The 18615-nt window shown below is 64.8% G+C and carries 11 protein-coding genes and 1 tRNA gene; 6 read left to right on the forward strand and 6 right to left on the reverse strand.

Features of this window, described 5'->3' with window-relative positions; all coding sequences use genetic code 11:
• Nucleotides 1-5: 5 nt before the first annotated feature.
• Nucleotides 6-968 carry an ABC transporter permease subunit gene (locus RFN30_RS28665; protein WP_320265427.1) on the forward strand — a complete coding sequence of 321 codons (963 nt, stop codon included), beginning with the start codon at nucleotides 6-8 and terminating at the stop codon, nucleotides 966-968.
• Complete coding sequence (locus tag RFN30_RS28670) at nucleotides 965-1783, forward strand: ABC transporter permease (protein ID WP_278075354.1); 819 nt, start codon at nucleotides 965-967, stop codon at nucleotides 1781-1783. Before RFN30_RS28665 ends, RFN30_RS28670 begins: the two co-directional genes overlap by 4 nt.
• A 67-nt stretch (nucleotides 1784-1850) precedes the next feature.
• On the opposite strand, the gene RFN30_RS28675 is transcribed toward RFN30_RS28670, so the two are convergent.
• Entirely contained in the window at nucleotides 1851-3758 is a 1908-nt protein-coding gene (locus RFN30_RS28675; RefSeq protein ID WP_320265428.1) for an AsmA family protein, read from the reverse strand.
• Between the two features lie 264 nt (nucleotides 3759-4022).
• On the opposite strand from RFN30_RS28675, the gene RFN30_RS28680 reads away from it, so the two are divergent.
• On the forward strand, nucleotides 4023-5981 hold the full coding sequence (locus RFN30_RS28680) for an acetoacetate--CoA ligase (protein ID WP_320265429.1): 1959 nt from the start codon (nucleotides 4023-4025) through the stop codon (nucleotides 5979-5981).
• A 256-nt stretch (nucleotides 5982-6237) separates the two neighbouring features.
• Here the strand turns inward: RFN30_RS28680 and RFN30_RS28685 are convergent, their stop codons facing one another.
• On the reverse strand, nucleotides 6238-10077 hold the full coding sequence (locus RFN30_RS28685) for a PAS domain S-box protein (protein WP_320265430.1): 3840 nt from the start codon (nucleotides 10075-10077) through the stop codon (nucleotides 6238-6240).
• A gap of 247 nt (nucleotides 10078-10324) precedes the next feature.
• On the opposite strand from RFN30_RS28685, the gene RFN30_RS28690 reads away from it, so the two are divergent.
• Nucleotides 10325-10789: a phasin gene (locus tag RFN30_RS28690; RefSeq protein WP_320265431.1), complete on the forward strand. Its 465-nt coding sequence runs from the start codon at nucleotides 10325-10327 to the stop codon at nucleotides 10787-10789.
• Between the two features lie 339 nt (nucleotides 10790-11128).
• Nucleotides 11129-11205, forward strand: a tRNA-His gene (locus RFN30_RS28695).
• Nucleotides 11206-11218: 13 nt separating this feature from the next.
• Here RFN30_RS28695 and RFN30_RS28700 read toward each other — a convergent pair.
• Together RFN30_RS28700 and RFN30_RS28705 are read right to left on the reverse strand one after the other, a co-directional pair.
• A complete protein-coding gene (locus RFN30_RS28700; RefSeq protein WP_320265432.1) occupies nucleotides 11219-13111 on the reverse strand; it encodes an ABC transporter ATP-binding protein in 1893 nt (630 codons plus the stop codon).
• Entirely contained in the window at nucleotides 13111-14964 is a 1854-nt protein-coding gene (locus RFN30_RS28705) for an ABC transporter ATP-binding protein (protein ID WP_320265433.1), read from the reverse strand. The genes RFN30_RS28700 and RFN30_RS28705 overlap by 1 nt, the downstream gene beginning before the upstream one ends.
• A 558-nt stretch (nucleotides 14965-15522) precedes the next feature.
• Here RFN30_RS28705 and RFN30_RS28710 point away from each other — a divergent pair.
• A complete protein-coding gene (locus tag RFN30_RS28710) occupies nucleotides 15523-15777 on the forward strand; it encodes a hypothetical protein (RefSeq protein ID WP_320265434.1) in 255 nt (84 codons plus the stop codon).
• A gap of 61 nt (nucleotides 15778-15838) precedes the next feature.
• On the opposite strand, the gene RFN30_RS28715 is transcribed toward RFN30_RS28710, so the two are convergent.
• Both RFN30_RS28715 and xseA read right to left on the reverse strand, forming a co-directional pair.
• Nucleotides 15839-16957 carry a DmpA family aminopeptidase gene (locus RFN30_RS28715; protein WP_320265435.1) on the reverse strand — a complete coding sequence of 373 codons (1119 nt, stop codon included), beginning with the start codon at nucleotides 16955-16957 and terminating at the stop codon, nucleotides 15839-15841.
• A gap of 7 nt (nucleotides 16958-16964) precedes the next feature.
• Nucleotides 16965-18530 (reverse strand): exodeoxyribonuclease VII large subunit, encoded by a 1566-nt coding sequence (gene xseA / locus RFN30_RS28720; protein WP_320265436.1) that lies wholly within the window; start codon nucleotides 18528-18530, stop codon nucleotides 16965-16967.
• Nucleotides 18531-18615 lie beyond the last annotated feature (85 nt).

Raw genomic sequence — 18615 nt, forward strand, 5'->3', positions numbered from 1 at the left:
GGGCCATGACCAACATCGCCGCCGCCGCTGCTCCATCAGCCGAAGCCGCTGCATTGCCGACCCGACTGGCGAAGGGTTTCGTCGACCGCCTCGTCATCATCATTCCCTATCTTTGGCTGCTGTTCTTCTTCCTCGTCCCGTTCATTATCGTCTTCAAGATATCGCTGTCGGCGACGGCGATCTCGATGCCGCCCTACACCCCCGTGCTTGATTTCACAGACGGCATTTCCGGCTTCTTCGCAGGCTTCCGCGAGCTCAACTTCGACAACTACACCTGGCTGACCCAGGACGCGCTCTACTTCAACGCCTACGTGACCAGCCTGATCATCGCCGCCATCTCGACGGTGCTGACGCTGATCGTCGGCTATCCGATAGCCTATGGCATGGCGCGCGCGCCGGCGACGATCCGGCCGACCCTGCTGATGCTGGTGATCCTGCCGTTCTGGACCTCGTTCCTGATCCGCGTCTATGCCTGGATCGGCATCCTCAAGCCGGAAGGGCTGCTCAACCAGGTGCTGTTGTCGCTGCATCTCATCAGCCAGCCGCTGGTCATCCTCAACACCTACACCGCGATCTTCATAGGCATCGTCTATTCCTATCTGCCCTTCATGGTGCTGCCGCTCTATTCGTCGCTGGAGAAGATGGACTATTCGCTGATCGAGGCGGCGCAGGACCTCGGCTGCCCGCCGATCGGCGCCTTCTGGAAGATCACCTTCCCGCTGTCGCTGCCCGGCGTCATCGCCGGCTGCCTGCTGGTCTTCATCCCGGCGGTCGGCGAGTTCGTCATCCCAGACCTTCTCGGCGGCTCGCAGACGCTGATGATCGGCAAGACGCTGTGGAACGAGTTCTTCGCCAACCGCGACTGGCCGGTCTCGTCGGCGGTGGCGGTCATCCTGCTCCTGGTACTGACCGTTCCGATCATGTTCTTCCAGCAGGCCCAGGCGAAAGCCCAGGAGCAAGGCAAATGAACGCTACCTGGAGCCGCTTCAACATCACCTCGATCGTGCTCGGCTTTGCCTTCCTCTATCTGCCGATCGTGCTTCTCATCGTCTTTTCCTTCAACGAATCGAAGCTCGTCACCGTCTGGGGCGGCTTCTCGACCAAGTGGTACGTGTCGCTGTTCCACAACCAGGGCCTGATGGACGCCACCTGGGTGACGGCGCGCGTCGGCGTTATCTCGGCGACCGTCGCGACTGTGCTCGGCACGCTGGCGGCGATCACCTTGACCCGTTACACACGCTTCAAGGGGCGGGTGCTGTTTTCCGGCATGGTCTTTGCGCCGCTGGTCATGCCGGAAGTCATCACCGGCCTGTCGCTGCTGCTGCTTTTCGTTGCCGTCGGGCTCGACCGCGGCTTCTTCACGGTCACGCTCGCCCACATCACCTTCACCATGTGCTTCGTGGCCGTCGTCGTGCAGTCGCGTCTGGTCTCCTTCGACCGCTCGCTCGAGGAGGCTGCCATGGACCTTGGCGCGCCGCCGGTGAAGACCTTCTTCCAGATCACGCTGCCGGTCATCCTGCCGGCGATCATTTCGGGCTGGATGCTAGCCTTCACGCTCTCGCTCGACGACTTGGTGATCGCCTCCTTCACCTCGGGCCCGGGCGCTACGACCCTGCCGATGAAGATCTACAGCCAGGTGCGCCTCGGCGTTACGCCGGAGATCAACGCCGCCTGCACCATCCTGATCGCCGTCGTGGCCGTCGGCGTCATCATAGCCTCGATCGCCAACAAGCGCCGCGAGGTCCAGCGCCAGCGCGACGAGCAGGCTGCCCAGCGCGGTTGAGGAGGAATAGGGGACGGGCGCGACTTGCGCCTTGTCCTTCCTGGCTCGCTTTCGCGCCTTTCCAGAATTATTGGCCTGAAACGCCCCGGCTGATCGGCGAGATGAACGGTGTGCTCCAGTTGCCGCCGACGAAGAACAGCGACTGCTTTGGGGGCGGTGGTGCCTGCACGGCCGCCTGACCGCTAGCGGCTGGTTGCTGCGCCGGCTGCTGCTGTGCAGGCTGTGGTTGCGCAGGCTGCCCGTTCGGGATGATGCCTCCTGACAGCGCCAGCCCGCGCCCGCTATAGGAGGCGATGCCCGAAAGCCAGATCTTGTACTTCTGTGCATTGACCTCGGCCTTGTCCAGCCGCGCCACGCCTTTCGAGATGCTCGCCTTGATCTCGGCGCCGTCGATCGGCAGCGAACCGTCGGCGACGTCGTCGAGGGCAAAGAAGCCGCCCTGTTCGTTGCGCTTGAGGAAGGCGGGCAGGTTGAGCCCGTTGAGCGAGCCCGGCCCGAAAGTCGCCGAGAAGGATCCGTCGGCATTCTCGAAGATCGAGTCCCAGGCCTTACCCGGCCCCTTGAGGATGACCGAGACGGTTCCCGTACCGGCCGGCACAAGCCGCGTCATCCCCGCAGCGGTGGCGAAGGCGCCGGTGTCGACGTCCGACGCCAAAAGCCGCATCTCGACCTGAGTGCCGTCCGGCTTGCGGTCGAAACGCAGGCTGCTCTGGATGTTGCCGTTGAAGGCAGACGCGTCGGAGATGTCGAAGACGGCAAGCCCATTCTTGACCTGCGCGGTCGCGGCGACGTCGGCAAGCTGAATCGGGCCGGCGGTGGCGCGCGCCGCCGACAGTCGGAGGTCGAGGTTGATCTTGTCGGCAAAGCTGGTGTCGATCTCGCCGGGGCCGGCTTCGCCGACAGGAGCGATCGGCGTGAAAGCGGACAGGAACGATCGAAGATCAAGCGTGTCGAAGGCAAGCGTGCCGGAAATGACGGGCAGGGCCTCGCCGAACGAAAGGTCAAGCGCTCCCATGCCGGGATTGTTGTCCAGCGCCACCGTCGTGTTCTCGAATTTTGCTCGTCCCGCAGACGCCGTTACCTTGCTCGCGACCGAGACGGAGCCGATCGCAGCACTTGGCGCGATGCCGGCCTGCGACCATTCAAGCAGGCGCCGCAGCGACGGGGCGGCGAATTTGGCCTGCCCGTCCAGATAGGCGTTCTCCGACATCGAGGCGACGCCCTCGAAGGAGAGCGTGGCCGGCGCCGCCTTGAAGGCAAGCGTGACAGGCGCGACCCCTCCGGCAAACAGAACCAGCGGCCTCGCCGAGGAAAAATCGATCTGGACGCTCTCGCCGCGCCATATCCCGGTCGCCGTCAGCGTGGCGTCGCTGTTCATCGCCGCCCAGTTCACCTGGCCGCTCAGGCTGCTCAGGATCTCGGTGTCCTTGCCGCCCGCCGAGGTCACGACGCGGCCGTCGCGGAACTCGACGGTGCCGAACGGATCGGAAGGCAGCCTGCCGAGGTCAGGCTTCTGCGGGTTCGCGGTGACCACGCCGCGCGCCGTGTCGATCGAGCGCGTGATGCGTCCGCCGCTGGGCAGCGGCGGCAGATAGAGGCCGCTCGCGGTGCGCTCGACCCTGATGGTCGGCCGCACCAGCCTTGCGGTCGAGAATTGGACGTCGCCCTGCAAGGCGGCCATGGCGGAGAGGTCGACTTCGACACGCTCGGCTTCGATCACCGGCGGCGCGTCGGTTTCGGTCCATTGCGACAGCGTCACGTCGCTGAGGATCGCCCGGAACTTCGGCCACACCTCGATGCGCGGCGAGCCGTCGATCGTCACGCGAAAACCGCTCCAGGCGCTCAATTCCCATGCGATGCGATCGCGCACGATGCGCGTCGAGGCAATCAGCGGCAGGGCGGCGACGGCGAGCGCGATGATCAGCACCGCAACGCCGATCACCCATACCCCGCGCCGGATCAAAGATGATGGCATTGCGCCCCGTTATGCTTCCATTGCCGACAAATCGCCCGACGGGTGTAACCGAGCGCCGACGCTTTTCAAGTCTTTATGGCCCTGCGATGGCATTTGCGCCGCGTCCTGGCCGGCCATTCCAACAAAATCTTGCTCTGCTGCGCTGCGGTATGCATAAGCGATAAACCCGTCCGGCCCGCAAACGCCACGCCGGTTTTGGGACAACGACGCAGGCGACATCAGGCTTAACTGCCGCAATCGCCACGCGCTTTGGGAGGAACGATCATGGCCGCCGACACCCCCTTGTGGACGCCGACGCAGGACCGGATCGCCTCCGCGCCCATGACCGCCTTCATGAAGGCTGCCGCAGCGAAGTCAGGCGAAGCTCTCTCCACCTATGGCGAATTGCATCGCTGGTCGATCGACGACCGCGAGGCGTTCTGGAGCCTGGTCTGGGATTTTTGCGGGCTTGTCGGCGACAAGGGTGAGCGGGCTCTGATCGATGGCGAGAAGATGCCGGGCGGGGCCTTCTTCCCCGACGCAAAGCTCAATTTCGCCGAGAACTTGCTGAAGAAGACCGGCGGCGGCCTGGCCATCGTCTTTCGCGGCGAGGACAAGGTCGAGCGCCGGCTCTCCTGGAACGAGCTTCATGCGCTCACCTCGCGGCTGCAGCAGCTCTTCCTGTCGCTCGGCGTCAAGCGGGGCGACCGCATTGCCGCCATGATGCCCAATATGCCTGAGACGGTCGCCGCCATGCTGGCAGCAAGCTCGATCGGCGCGGTCTGGTCCTCCTGCTCGCCCGATTTCGGCGAGCAGGGCGTGCTCGACCGTTTCGGCCAGATCGAGCCGGTCGTCTTCATCGCGCCCGACGGCTATTGGTACAACGGCAAGGCGATCGAGGTCGCCGACAAGGTCCGGGCGGTTGCCGAGAAGCTGGCGACCGTGCGCAAGGTGCTGATCGTCGACTATCTCGGCACGTCCGCCGACGTCGCCGCCACCATCGACAAGGCAGCGGCGCTGGAAGAAGCGCTCTCGCCCTTCGCCGCCAAGGCGCTGAGTTTCGAGCGGCTGCCGTTTTCGTACCCGCTCTACATCCTGTTCTCCTCCGGCACGACCGGCATCCCGAAATGCATCGTGCATTCGGCGGGCGGCACGCTGATCCAGCACGTGAAGGAACAGCGCCTGCATGCCGGCCTGCTCGACGGCGACCGCTTCTTCTATTTCACCACCTGCGGCTGGATGATGTGGAACTGGCTGGTTTCGGGCCTCGCCTCGGGAGCGACGCTTCTGCTTTACGACGGCTCGCCCTTCTATCCCGACGGCAACGCGCTGTTCGATTTCGCCGATGCCGAGAAGATGACCTATTTCGGCACCTCGGCGAAATTCATCGATTCCGTGCGCAAGGCAGGGCTGAGGCCGATCAGCAGCCACGACCTTGCAAGCGTGCGCACCATCTCTTCCACCGGTTCGCCCTTGTCACCGGAGGATTTCCGCTTTGTCTATGACGGCATCAAGAAGGACGTGCATCTGGCCTCGATCTCCGGCGGCACCGACATCGTTTCCTGCTTCGTGCTGGGGGTTCCGATCGAGCCGGTCTGGACCGGCGAGATCCAGGGAGCCGGTCTCGGCCTGGCCGTCGACGTCTGGGACGATGACGGCAAGCCGGTGCGGCAGGAAAAGGGCGAGCTCGTCTGCACCAAAGCCTTCCCGGCGATGCCGATCGGCTTCTGGAACGATCCCGGCGGCAAGAAGTACCACGCGGCCTATTTCGAGCGTTTCGACAATATCTGGTGCCATGGCGACTTCGCCGAATGGACGGCCCATGGCGGCATGATCATCCATGGCCGTTCCGACGCCACGCTCAATCCTGGCGGGGTGAGGATCGGCACGGCCGAGATCTACAACCAGGTCGAGCAGATGCCGGAGATCCTGGAGGCGCTCTGCATCGGTCAGGATTTCGACAATGACGTGCGCGTCGTCTTGTTCGTGCGGCTGGCCGCCGGGGTGAGCCTCGACGAGGACCTGGAAAAGCGCATCCGCGCCAGGATCAGAAGCGGCGCGAGCCCCCGCCACGTGCCGGCCAAGATCGTCGCCGTCACCGACATTCCACGGACCAAATCCGGCAAGATCACCGAGCTTGCCGTGCGCGATGTGGTGCACGGCCGCGCCATCAAGAACAAGGAGGCGCTGGCCAATCCGGAGGCTCTGGAGCTGTTCAGGAACCTGCCACAGCTTGCCGATTAGGTCTCCTTGGTATGGTTAAGGAATAGTGTCAGCCGAATTTACCTAGATTTCACGAGTGGTACACATTCGTAAATTTTTTCGGCCGCCGGTAAGGACTTGTTAAGGGACGGCGTCGATAGTCGCGTGTAACTTGAGGGAGAAATCCCGTTCCTCTTCCCCTGAGGATCAGATTCGCTCAAGCCCCCGTTGTGACAGCAATCCCATCTTTCAAGGCGTCCATTGGACGCCTTTTTTCTTTTCTGAAGCCTTTGCCCGGTTATTCGGCCAGCACGCGCGTCGAGGGGAAGGCGACCTCGACCAGTGTGCCTTCGCCGGGCGTCGAGGTGATGGCGAAGCGGGCGCGGTTGGCCTCCACCATCGCCTTGGTCAGCGGCAGCCCGAGGCCGGTGCCGTCGCCGCGGCCGCGTTTCAGCGCATTGATCTGCTTGAACGGTTTCAGCGCCTGCTCGATTTCGGCTGCGGTCATGCCGATGCCGGTGTCGCGCACGCGCATGACGACATCGCCGGAGGCCTCGTAGGCGGTCGACACGATCACCTGTCCGCCTGCCTGCGTGTAGCGGATGGCATTGGACAGGATGTTGAGCGCGATCTGGCGCACGCTTCTCAAGTCCGCCACCACTTCCGGCAGCCGCGAGGCGAAGCTCGAGCGGATGATGACGCGCTCGCGATTGGCTTGCGGCTGCATCATGGCCACCGTTTCGGCCAGCGTGTCGTTGAGCGACACCGCCTCATAGGCCATCTCCTGCTGGCCGGCCTCGATCTTGGAGATATCCAAGAGGTCGTTGACGAGGTCGAGCACGTGATTGCCCGAACGGTTGATGTCGCGCAGATAGTCGCGGTAGCGGTCGTTGGCGACCGGACCGAACTTCTCGTCCACCATCAGTTCGGAAAAGCCGATGATGGCGTTGAGCGGCGTGCGGATCTCGTGGCTGATGCGGGCGAGGAAATCCGTCTTCTGCGAGGAGGCACGCTCGGCCACGGCGCGCGCCTGGGTGAGGTCCTCCTCGGCCCGCTTCCACTGCGTGATGTCGCGCACCACGGCACAGAAGCCGCTGTCGTTGGGCAGGCTGCCGATGGTCATGAACAGCGGGATGAAACGCCCCTGCGCCTCGCGACCGATGACCTCGCGCCCGTCGTTGAGGACGCTCGCCACGCCAGGTTCGGAAAGGCCGGCGAGATAGTCGCGCGCCGCGCGCTGGCTCTCGATGGCGAACAGCGAGGCGAAGGGCTTGCCGGCGATCTCGTCGCTGTCGAAGCCGAACAGCGCCTCCGCCGGCCGGCTGATCGAACGGATGTTGCCGTCGCGGCCGATCAGCACCACGCCGTCGGTGGCGGTGTCGATGATGGTGCGCATTTCGGCGATACGGGACTTCAGTTCCGAAACATCCGGCTGCTGGCTCGGCTCGTCATTCGCCGCGCTGAGATGCGACGCCGGCGCCTCGTCCTCGCCCGAGCGGCGCACCACCAGCATCAGCGCCTTGCCGCCGCGCCACGGCACGGAGCGCAAGAGCGCGTCGATCGGGAATTCCTGGCCCTGGCGGGTCGTGAGCTTCAAGGAACGGTCGCTTTCGTCGGCCTCGCCATCGTCGGCATAATGGTCGGCAAACAGCGCGCCGAGCCCGCCGGCATCGGTAAGGTCGTCCAGCGCGTCATAGCCGGTGAGCTCGAGGAACGCCTCGTTGGCGTAATGCAGCACATCGCCGGAATGGATGAGCAGCGGCACAGGCAGCCTGGCGAGGATGGACGTATCGGGAGCCCTGCCTTCCTCCCCGGTGGAGAAAGCCGACGGCACGAAGCTCTCGAACTTGAGCCGCGGCACCGCGAGGCGCGGCCGTTCCGGCAGCGCCGCTTTCGCTTCGCCAGGTTGTTCAGCCGGGGGCAGGGCGCCTTCCATGTCAGAGCCGGCCCAGTCCTCGCTGTCTTCCGCGTCGCGAAAATCGTCGGTGGTCATGCTGTCGTCGTCAGCGCCTGCCTCTGGGGCAGGCGCCTCGCCCGGCCGTTCGGCCTTCGGTTCGGCCCCCTTTTCGGTCGCTGCGGTTTGGCGAGCCTCGGGGCCCGCTTCGTCGGCTTTCTCGGGCCCCGCATAGCTGAGCAGCGAACCGGAGGCGGGTGGCGTTTCGTCCTCTCCGGCGGCCGCCGCGGAAGCATCGTCGGTGCCGTCGAGCCGAGCCAGGTCCTTCTGATCTTCCGCCTCGGTCTGTGCCTCCGCCGTTTCAAAGGCTTCGTCATCCTCCTGCGTGGCGGGCTCATGCAAGATCGCGCGCGGCGCTGTCAGATCGGATTCGTCGGTCTTCCTCTCACCCGTCTTCGGTTGTTCGGCCGCGAGACCGGCCTTGTCGGCGGCTGAAGTCGCATCAGGCTGCTTTTCAGCGCCTGCGGTTTCGCCGCTCGGCGGCTCGGCCGGGCCGGCGCTGTCCTTCCGCAGCCGCTCGCCGATCTCGCGAAAGGCGCTGCGCTCGAGGATCGACAGACCCTTCTCGCTCGCCGGCCTGTCGCTTCCCGGCTGCCTGTCATTTCCAGGATGCTTGTCGTTGGCCGGCTGCCTGTGCTCGGCCAGCCGGATCACCTTGTCGGCATAGCGCCGTTCCGGTTTCGGCACGATGGTCAGCGCCGGCACCTCGCCCTGGAACGGGTCGGCGGGCTTCGGAGGCTCGGCGGTCGGCTCCGGTCTGGCCGGCGCGGTGCCATTCGGCACAAGCGCCATGCCGAGCGCTTCCGGGTCGATAACGGCGTCAGCGCCGCGCGCGACGCCGAAGCCGCGAAAACCTTCGAAGGCCCGGCTGCGGCCATAGACCGGCAACGCCGCAAGATCGACGGGAATCTTCAGGTCCGTGCCGGCCACCGGCCAAAGCACCGAGCGCCCGGACCAGGTATCGCGCCGCTCGAGCAGCGCGGCGATCTCGCCCGATGCGTCGAGACCGAAAGTCGTGGCGACGTCCCTGAAGCGGCGGCCGATCACATCGGCGGCCGGCTTGCCGACAATGTCGGCGAATTCCGGCGAGAGCGCGCTGAACTTGCCTTCGGCGTCGGTGCGCCAGACGAAACGCAGCGGCGGCGTCGAACGGTCTATGCTGCGGGCCGCGGGCGGCTCTGCCGTCGCCGTTTCGGTGGTGTCCTGCCGGCTTCCGGCGGCGGCGTCTCTCGGTTCGACCCGTGCCGGCGCCTCCGGCCCTCTCCCATCGTCGCCGCCAGCGTTGAAATACCAATGATCATGCTGTGCGGAACCGCCGTCAGCAGCCTGCCTGCCTGCTGCGGCAGTATCCGGTGCATGGTCGGCCTTGGCCACGGTCTTTTCCGTTGGCTGGGCGCTATCCGCCGCCACCGCCGGGACCGTGTCCGCCTTTTCGCCCGTCGCCGCGGCCGGGGGCTGGGTGGGCGCGCTTTCCGCCGCTGCCGCTCGATCGCCGTCAGGTTGGTCGTCCTGCAGGCTGTCGAGTTGGTCCTCGTCGATCACCACCAGGAGATGGCGCGTGTCGGTCAACCGTGCCAGGCCGGCCGGGTAGGTGGTGCTGGCGCCGGGAACAAGCCGCTTGACGATGCGGTCTCCCGCGCTTGCCACATCCGCGACCAGGGCAGCCAGGGTCTCCGGCCTGATGCCGAGCGCCGCAAAGCCCTCCGAAGCCGCCTCGACATGGCCTTGGGCATCGACGAAGGCGATGAAATGTCCGGCCTCGGTGAAACCGCCAATGGCGCGGCCGGCGATTTCGGCGGCGCTGCGCGAGCCGGTCTGCGCCGCGGGCATCGCCAGCATGATCGCCTTTTCGCCGTCCGGCATCGTCACCGTGCTGGCGAGCAAGCCGACGGCGCGGCTGACCATGCCGGTCGCCAGCCTGATGGTGATGGCGCGGTCGCTGCCGATATCCGGAAAGCCGCTGGTCGCCATGATCTGCCGCCTGGCGATCAGCGGCAGCCGCGCCGAGGCGCCGATGATGGTCTCGATATCCGGATAGCCGAACACCGCTGCACCTGGCCCGTTGGCCCAGATCACCTGCTCGAGGTCGGCCGACAATATGGCAAGCGCGTCGCCGGCGGCGAAGCGCTGGCGCACCGCGTCGAGCACGGCAACGTCGAGGAAGGAGTAGTTTTCAGGCGGCATGCGCTGGCGAACCCTTCGGAAGCGGGCCTTTCGGTTAACGCTTTGTTAATAAAAGCGTACGGGGCGAAGGTCCACAAGCCATGCCGTGCATCGGCCGAAATCTCTGGGCTCGTGGTTAACGGTCGGGTGATTTTATGGTGCGCTGCAACAAAGATGTTGCAATGCACAAAATTTGCCTTTATATTGCCATCATACATGAACGAGACGGCTTTCTGTCAAAGCCGCTGCCCCTGAAAGGTTGGAAAAAATGTCCAAGACGACCACGAAGACCGCTGAGACCATCGAGAACGTTGAATTCCCGAGCTTCGACGCTTCCAAGGCCACCGACCAGATCCGCGCCTTCGCCGAGAAGGGCGTTGAGCAGTCGAAAGAGGCCTATGCCAAGCTGAAGAACGGCGCCGAGGAGACCCAGAAGGTTCTGGAGTCGACCTACGAGACCGCCAAGACCGTTTCCGGCGACCTGTCGCTCAAGACCATCTCCATCCTGCGCGCCAATGCCGAGGCAAGCTTCTCGCATCTCGAAGCCCTGGTCGGCGCCAAGACGCTCTCCGAGGTCGTCGAGCTGCAGACCGCTTTCCTGCGCAAGCGCGCCGAGATGGCCGTCGAGCAGGCCAAGGACTTTCAGGCCGTTGCTTCCAAGGCTGTCGAGGACGTCTCGAAGCCGGCGAAGACCGCTTTCGAAAAGGCGTTCAAGGACATCAAGGCTGCCTGATAGGCGCAATCACGATGCTGCATCAAAACGTCGCATTTTGTCAGACAAATAGAAATGCGATAGTTGAGCAGATGAATACCCGGGGGGTGAAACCTCCTCCCTTTGCTCTCCGGGGTGACCAGCCAGCTCCTCCTCCCGCTGGCTCGGAACAGGAAAAGGCCGGCACCTCCTCCCGCCGGCCTTTTCTTTTGTCCATTCAGGACCGGGCGGGTTTCTTCATCAGATCTTTGCCTAATCAAAGGCCTTGAATTAGACTCCGATAGCCCGTATTGGACGCATCGCCGATGACGGAGCGGACGCGGAGAATGATTTCTCCTCGGATTGCGCTCAGGCGGATGTGCCGTTGTAGCTCAGTTGGTTAGAGCACCAGATTGTGGATCTGGGGGTCGCTGGTTCGAGCCCAGCCAACGGTACCACCTATTTCCGACGTCACGTCGCTTTGCCGGCCACTGCGTCCATTCCCATCTCCTCCTCGGAAATGTCGTCGAACGAGGCGTAGTTCATGTTGTAGAGGCGGGCGTAGAGGCCCTTTCGTTCCATCAGTTGCCCGTGGTTGCCGCTTTCGACGATCTCGCCGTTCTGCAGCACGACGATGCGGTCGGCGCCGCGGATGGTGGCCAGCCGGTGGGCGATGACGAGGCCGGTGCGGCCTTCCAGCAGTTTTACCAGCGCCTTCTGGATCAGCATCTCGGTGTAGGAATCGATGCTGGCCGTGGCTTCGTCGAGCACAAGGATCTTGGCGTCGGCAACCAGCGCCCGCGCGAAGCTGATCAACTGCCGCTGGCCGAGCGAGAGATTGCCGCCGCGCTGCTCGAGCTCGGTGTCGTAGCCGTCAGGTAACTGCTCTATGAAGTCGTGCGCGCCGACGGCCTTAGCTGCGCGGACCACCTCCTCGCGGGTTGCGCCGGTCTTGTGGTAGCGGATGTTCTCCAGCACCGTTCCGGAAAACAGAAACGGTTCCTGCAGGACCATCGCCATCTGTTCGCCGAGCGAATCCTGCGTCAGGTCGCGCACGTCGTGTCCGCCGACCAGCACCTGACCCGACCACACGTCGTAGAAGCGATGCGCCAGCGCCATGGAGCTCGACTTGCCCGAGCCGGTCGGACCGACAAGCGCTACCGTTTCGCCTGGATTGACGCGGAAGCTGACATTCTTCAGCACCGGCTGGTTCCGCCGGTAGCCGAAGGTGACGTTCCTGAACTCGACCGAGCCATCCATGTCGCGCGACAGCGCCACCGCGCCTTGCCTGTCGGCGACGTCCACCGGCACGTCGAGCACTTCGGAGATACGCTGGCCCGAAGCCATGGCGCGCTGCATGACGCTGTACTGCATGGTGAGCGAGCGGATGGGGTCGAAGAAGCGCTGGATGTAGAACAGGAATGCCACCATGACGCCGACATCGAGGCCGTGCGACAGCACCATCGAACCGCCGACGACGATGACTGTGGCCATGGCGATACCGGTCAGCGTGTCGACGATCGGCACCATCACCTGCGCGTATTTGGCGGACCTCAGATGCGCATTGAGATTGGCCAGCACCTTCTCGTCATAGAGCTCGAAATTGACGTGCTGGCGCTCCAGGCTTTGCACGGTGCGCACGCCGTGAATGCCTTCGGCTAAAGCCCCGTTGGCGATCGAGTTGGTCTCATGCGCGGCCATGAAGGCGACCTTGGCGCGCGGCAGCCAGAACAGGCGAACGATGAACAGCATCGGCATGGTCGAGAGCGTCAGCAGCCCGAGCCGGAAATCGAGCCACAAGAGCACGCTCACGATGCCGAACAAAAGCACGATGTCGCCGACAGACATGACCGATGTTTCGAGGAATTCCTGCATCGAATTGACGTCACCCTGCAGGCGCGACATCAGCCGGCCGACCTCGGTCTTGTCCATGAAGCTCAGCGAGACCCGCTGCAGATGACCGAACATGGCGCGGCGCAGGTCGGAGAGCACATTCTCGGCCACTTTGCCGACGACGCTCTCCTGAACATAGCTCGCCGCATAGTTCACAAGGATGACCGCCGCGAAAGCGCCGGTCGCCCAGGCCATCACCGACCGGTCCAGCCTGCCCGGCGCCATGCCGTGGTCGATGGCGTAGCGGACGACCAGCGGGATCGCCAATTGCGTCAGCGTGAACACCAGAACCGCGGCAACCGAGATGAAAATCCGGGTCCGGTAAGGCCGCACGAAGCTCCAGATGCGCCGCACGACGCGCGGATCGTAGGCCTTGCCGAAAACCTCTTCCTCGTCGCGGTGCGAGCCGACGACCGCCTTTGCCGGCCGGCCGCTGGTGTCTTCCTTCTCGTCGTCGCGCGGGTCCGACATCACGCGGCTCCCCGTGCGGCATCGTCGGGCCGCAACTGCAGGTCATGGAGCGCGCGGTAGCGCCCGCCGAGTGTCAGCAGCTCCTCATGCGTGCCGCGCTCGACGATCCTGCCGCCCTCCACGAACAGGATCTGGCCGGCATGCATCAGCGAGCTCAACCGGTGCGAGATGATGAGCGTCACGCGGTCCTTGGCAAAGCGCCTCATCGCGGCGCGGATCCGCTGCTCGGTGCCGGCATCGATGGCCGCGGTGGAATCGTCGAAGACAAGCACCGAAGGCCGCAGCATCAGGCTGCGGGCGATGGTCAGGCGTTGCCGCTGGCCGCCGGAAAGCGAGGCGCCGCGTTCGCCGACGATTGTGGTGTAGCCGAACGGAAGCCCGATGATGTAGTTGTGCAGCTGGGCCGACTCGGCCGCCCGCTCGATGCGGGTCTCGCGCGCCCAGGGATTGCCGTAAGCGATGTTGTTCTCGATCGAGGTCGTGAACAGGAAAGCGTCCTGCTGCACGACGCCGACCGCCTTGCGCAGCGACTGCAGCGTGACCTCGCGGATGTCCTGGCCGTCGATGGTGATCGCGCCCGGGCTCACGTCGTAGAAGCGCGGGATCAGATGCGCGATGGTCGACTTGCCGCTGCCGGGCGGGCCGACGATACCGATGGTCTGACCAGGCCAGGCCTCGAAGGAAATACCGGACAATGTCGGCCGGCCGCCTGAGCCCGGATAATGGAAGCCGACATCCTCGAAGCGCAGCACGCCGCCGGTGACGACGAGGTCCCTGGCACCCGGCGCGTCCTTGATATCGAGCTCGGTGTCGAGCAGCTCGAATAGCCGCGTGCCGCAGGTCGAGGCGCGGGCGAACGAGTTGACCATCAGGCCGAGCTGGCGCACCGGCATCTGCAGGATGGTCATGAAGGTGAGGAACTGTGCCAGCGTTCCGACGCTGATTTGACCCGACATCACCTTCTGGCCGCCGAACCAGAGCACCAGGCCCATGGCCGCCAGGAACGAGAAGTTCATGGCGCTGGTGTTGCTGACGCGGATGTCGACGCGTTCGTTGGCGAGGTCCAGCGCATCCTGCTTGGCACGGTCGAATTTCCCCAGCTCATGGCGCTGCGCCGCGAAAGCGCGCACGACACGGATGCCGCCGAGATTCTCGTCCATCACTCGGCTCAGCACCGACAGACGCTGCTGCAGGGTCAGCCAGGTGCTGCGAAGCCTCAACTGCGTGACGGAGGATCGCCAGGCGACGAACGGCACGAAGCTCAGGCTGAGCAGCCCGAGCACGAGATCGGTGCTGATCAAGAGATAGGCGCCGACGCCGATCAGCACGCCGAGCAGGACCACGCGCAAGACGCCGGTGGAAAAGAACATGCGCACGCCGTCGAGATCGAGCAGGCCGAGCGTGATCAGATCGCCGGTGTGGACCTTGTCGTGGAAAGCAAAGCTCAGACGCTGGATCTTCTCATAAAACGCCAGGCGCAGTTCATAGCCGGTCCGATGGCCGACAGCCTCGCCATAGTAGTTCTGCGCCATGGTGAAGAGGCCGCGCAGCACGCTGACGACCAGCAGCGTGAGCGCCGTGCTCCAAAGCGCGTGCTGCGCGGCTGCGCTCGCACCTTCGGCCATCACGCCTTGCGCCTGATCGATGGCGCGCCCCAGCAGGCGTGGAATGAGAAGCTGCAGCGTCGCGGCTATGAAGGTCGAGACGATGGTGATCGCGACTTGCCAGGGGTGGCGCAGCGTCATGCGCATGATGCGGAGCAGGGTGCTGAGACCCTTTCCCCAGGAGGCTTCCGCCACATGAGCAAAGGATTTGCCGCGCTCCGGTGCGCTGCTTTTTGCATCCGTATGCAAAGGGAAATATCCAAACAGATCCGAACATTAGCCCGGACGAATGAAGCAGACTCAGTGTGAGCGGTATGATGTTACGCGTGCCCCGCTCGAGCGTTCAAGGGCCAATGACGGCATCGCATCTGTGCCTGGCGAAGGCGACGGCGTGCGCTCTTGATCCGAGGTTTCCTGCCCCGGTTGACGCGGCGGAAAGAAGCAGGACGGCGAGCGGAGTCGACATTGTGTGAGGATATCACTATATACCGACGGCTTTCGGTTTCTCGCCCCTTTGGCGTGCCTGCGAGACTGCCGTAGATGCGTTGCGTGTTGTGACGGAAATCGGTCTGAGAAACCGGGAAAAAGCAAGTAGAAACAATAGAGCGGATCTTTGACGATCCTGGCCAGAGCATCATCATCCTCACCAACCTGAACGTGGTCCTTGAACCCTCCAATTCCTCCCATTGTGTGGACCTTGGGCAAGACGTCTTGCCGGCCGGGACCGACTCGGTTCGAATAGGGCGTGCATCCGTTGGCGGGGCGTTCATGATTACCAACCGGCATTGCCGCTAGGGAAGAAGCAGTATGAGTGAACATGCCATCGAGTTCTTGCGCGGATGGATTGGCGAAAAGGTCCATTGTCAGCATTCGCCGGCCAAGATCGAGAAGCAAGCCGAAACCCTCGCCAAGGAGTGCTGCGCCAAGGCTGCCGAGGAAGGCATTCTTCTGGAAGACATCCAGGAAGAGGTCGGCGACATCCAGGAACTGATCGCTTCGCGGCTCGAGGAAGTCGCCGAGGAGAGCGAGCAACAGACGACGTCGGACAAGCCGTCAGAGTGAGCCGGCTGTCCCGGCCTGAGTCGGGAAAGACGGCATAGTCTAGCTGGACCTTGGATCCGGCTTACCCGAATTTCTCTTTGAGCCATTCCTTGGGCAGCGCCGGCACGAAATTGCCGTCGCGCCCGGTCATGTCCTCATTGGCGACAAGCGCGTTGAGGATCGCTTCCTCCACTCCTTGCACCACCGCGTCGAAGAACGGATCGATGTCGACATCCGGGATGAACTCCGCGCGGGCGATGCGGCCCGAAGCCGCCAGCGCTGCCTCGGGATTGGCGGTCGAGAAGGCGAGAAAAATGTCGCCCGAGCTGTGGTAGCCGTAGCCGCCGGTCATGGCGATGCCGAGCGGCACGCGCCGGGCGAGGCGCTTCATCTGATGCGGCAGGAACGGTGCGTCGGTGGCGATGATGGCGATGATCGAGCCCTTTTCGGCGCGCGGCGTGGCTTCGCGGATTGCCGGCTCGACCAGCCCCGATCCGATGCGCCGGCCGCGAATGGTGAAATTATGCCGCTTGCCGAAATTCGCCTGCATGAACACGCCGAGCGTGTAGCGTCTGTCCTGCCATTCCACGATGCGCGAGGCGGTGCCCGATCCGGCCTTGAAGCCGAACGAGATCATGCCGGTGCCGCCGCCGACGCTGCCTTCCTCGATGGCGCCGCCTGTCGCGCCGTCAAGTGCTGAGGCGACATGATCGAAGCTCACATGATGGCCGTTGATATCGTTGAGGAAGCCGTCATAGGTCTCCGCCGCCACCGGCAGGCCCCAGGCACTGTCGAGCGCCGCCGGCAGCACCTGGTTCATCCACCGCAGCGTGCCGTCGCGGGTGACGCCGCATGAATGGGTGTTGGTGATGGTGATCGGCAGGTTGAAGGCGCCGGTCTCCTCGATGATGTGCGAGCCGGTCAACTCGCCGTTGCCGTTCTGGCTGAACACGCCGGCAAACACCGGCGTCGCGAGCTCCCCGCGCGGCCTCGGCAGGATTGCGGTCACGCCGGTGCGCACCGGGCCGGTGCCGATCTGGAGCGCGCCGTCGCCGGCGATCAGCGTCGTGTAGCCGACCGTGACGCCCGGCACGTCGGTGATGGCGTTGAAGCGCCCGGGCGTGCCGTCCAATGCGATAATGAATGCACGTAGCCGCGGCTTGCCCGATGGCGTGCGAAGATGCGGGTCGTCGGTGCTCATCGCATACTCAGAACAGCGAGCCCTGGTTGCCGGGCTCCTTGGCCTTGCCCGAAGGCTTGGCGGTGAGCTTCGGCCGCGCGCCGCCGCTGGTGGCGATGGCCTCGGCATTGCCGTCGGCGAATTCCAGTTGCAGCGCCGCGCCCGGCGCCAGCTCGGCGACCCGCTTGATGACTGCGCCGTCGGCGTCCTTGACCAGCGCGAAGCCGCGCGCCAGCACGGCCTTGTGCGACAGCGTGGCGAGCAGCCGGTCGGCCTGGGTGAGCGCCGCGCGCAGGCGATCCAGCCGCCGCTCCATCGCCTGCTCCCGGCGGCGGACCAGCCCGGCCAGCGTATCGGCCTGCAGCTTCTGCCGCCTGACGATCGGCGCCGGCGATAGTCTGGCCGACGTGCGCTCGAAGCGTGCCCGGCCTTGGCGAACGATGGCGAAGAAGGCGGCGCGCGCGCGGGCGATGTCGCGGCCTGTCAGCGTGCGCGTCTCGTTGAGGCGGCGCGACAAGGTCGCCGGCGTCAGGCGCTGCCGATCCAGCCTTGCGCGCTTGCGCTCGATGCTCACCGTCAGGCCACGACCCAGCCGGCTCGTCGCCTCGTCGAAGCGGCGGCGCGGCAGCGCCAGCAATTGGTCGGGCGAGGGGAGCGCGCGCGCCGCGGCGCGCACCGCCTGCCGCTTGCGATCCAGATGCCGCGAGGTGCAGGCATTGAGCCGCGCGCCGAGGCTCGCCAGCGTCGCCTCGAGTTCGGCCTTGACCGGCACTGCGATCTCGGCCGCGCCCGTCGGCGTCGGCGCGCGCATGTCGGCAACGAAGTCGATGAGGGTCCAGTCGGTCTCGTGCCCGACCGCGGAGATCACCGGGATATGCGAGGCCGCGACGGCGCGCGCCAGCACTTCGTCGTTGAATCCCCAAAGGTCCTCGAGGCTGCCGCCGCCGCGCGCCACAATCAGGACATCGGGTTGCGGCATGGGTCCGTCCCAGGTGAGCGCGTTGAAGCCGTTGACGGCTGCGGTCACCTCCCTGGCGGTCGTCTCGCCCTGCACCCTCACCGGCCAGACCAGCACGGTGAGCGGAAAGCGGTCCTTGATGCGATGGATGATGTCGCGGATCACCGAGCCGGTCGGCGAGGTGACGACGCCGATGACTTGGGGCATGAACGGCAGCCGCCGCTTGCGGCCGGCGTCGAACAGGCCTTCGGCCTGCAGCCGCCGCTTGCGCTCTTCCAAGAGCGCCATCAGCGCGCCGGCGCCGGCCGGCTCCAGATTGTCGATGACGATCTGGTAGTTGGATTTGCCGGGATAGGTCGTCAGCTTGCCGCTGGCGATCACTTCCATCCCTTCCTCGGGGCGGAATTTCAGCCGCGCCATGGTGGTCTTCCACACCACGGCGTCGATCCGCGCGCGATCGTCCTTCAGCGCGAAATAGGCGTGGCCGGAGGAATGCGGCCCGCGATAGCCGGAAATCTCGCCGCGCACCCGCACATTGCCGAATGCGTCCTCTACCGTGCGCTTCAGCGCGCCGGAAATCTCGCTCACCGTGTATTCGGTGGCGTTGCTGCGTGATTCGGATGCCGTCTCGCTCATCGGTCGATTGGGGAACGCTTATCGGGCGGCGTCAAGGCAGAGCGCAAATCTCGCTAATATCATAACGCGATTTTAAGCCGGATTT

The sequence above is a fragment of the Mesorhizobium dulcispinae genome, assembly GCF_033977345.1.
GTDB classification, from domain to species: Bacteria; Pseudomonadota; Alphaproteobacteria; order Rhizobiales; family Rhizobiaceae; genus Mesorhizobium; species Mesorhizobium dulcispinae.

Coding starts and splice junctions, on each gene's coding strand:
- RFN30_RS28670 (WP_278075354.1), top strand. CDS start 965: ATGAACGCTACCTGGAGCCGCTTCAACATCACCTCGATCGTGCTCGGC.
- RFN30_RS28685 (WP_320265430.1), bottom strand. CDS start 10,077: ATGCCGCCTGAAAACTACTCCTTCCTCGACGTTGCCGTGCTCGACGCG.
- RFN30_RS28700 (WP_320265432.1), bottom strand. CDS start 13,111: ATGTCGGACCCGCGCGACGACGAGAAGGAAGACACCAGCGGCCGGCCG.
- RFN30_RS28710 (WP_320265434.1), top strand. CDS start 15,523: ATGAGTGAACATGCCATCGAGTTCTTGCGCGGATGGATTGGCGAAAAG.
- RFN30_RS28690 (WP_320265431.1), top strand. CDS start 10,325: ATGTCCAAGACGACCACGAAGACCGCTGAGACCATCGAGAACGTTGAA.
- RFN30_RS28675 (WP_320265428.1), bottom strand. CDS start 3,758: ATGCCATCATCTTTGATCCGGCGCGGGGTATGGGTGATCGGCGTTGCG.
- RFN30_RS28665 (WP_320265427.1), top strand. CDS start 6: ATGACCAACATCGCCGCCGCCGCTGCTCCATCAGCCGAAGCCGCTGCA.
- RFN30_RS28680 (WP_320265429.1), top strand. CDS start 4,023: ATGGCCGCCGACACCCCCTTGTGGACGCCGACGCAGGACCGGATCGCC.
- xseA (WP_320265436.1), bottom strand. CDS start 18,530: ATGAGCGAGACGGCATCCGAATCACGCAGCAACGCCACCGAATACACG.
- RFN30_RS28715 (WP_320265435.1), bottom strand. CDS start 16,957: ATGAGCACCGACGACCCGCATCTTCGCACGCCATCGGGCAAGCCGCGG.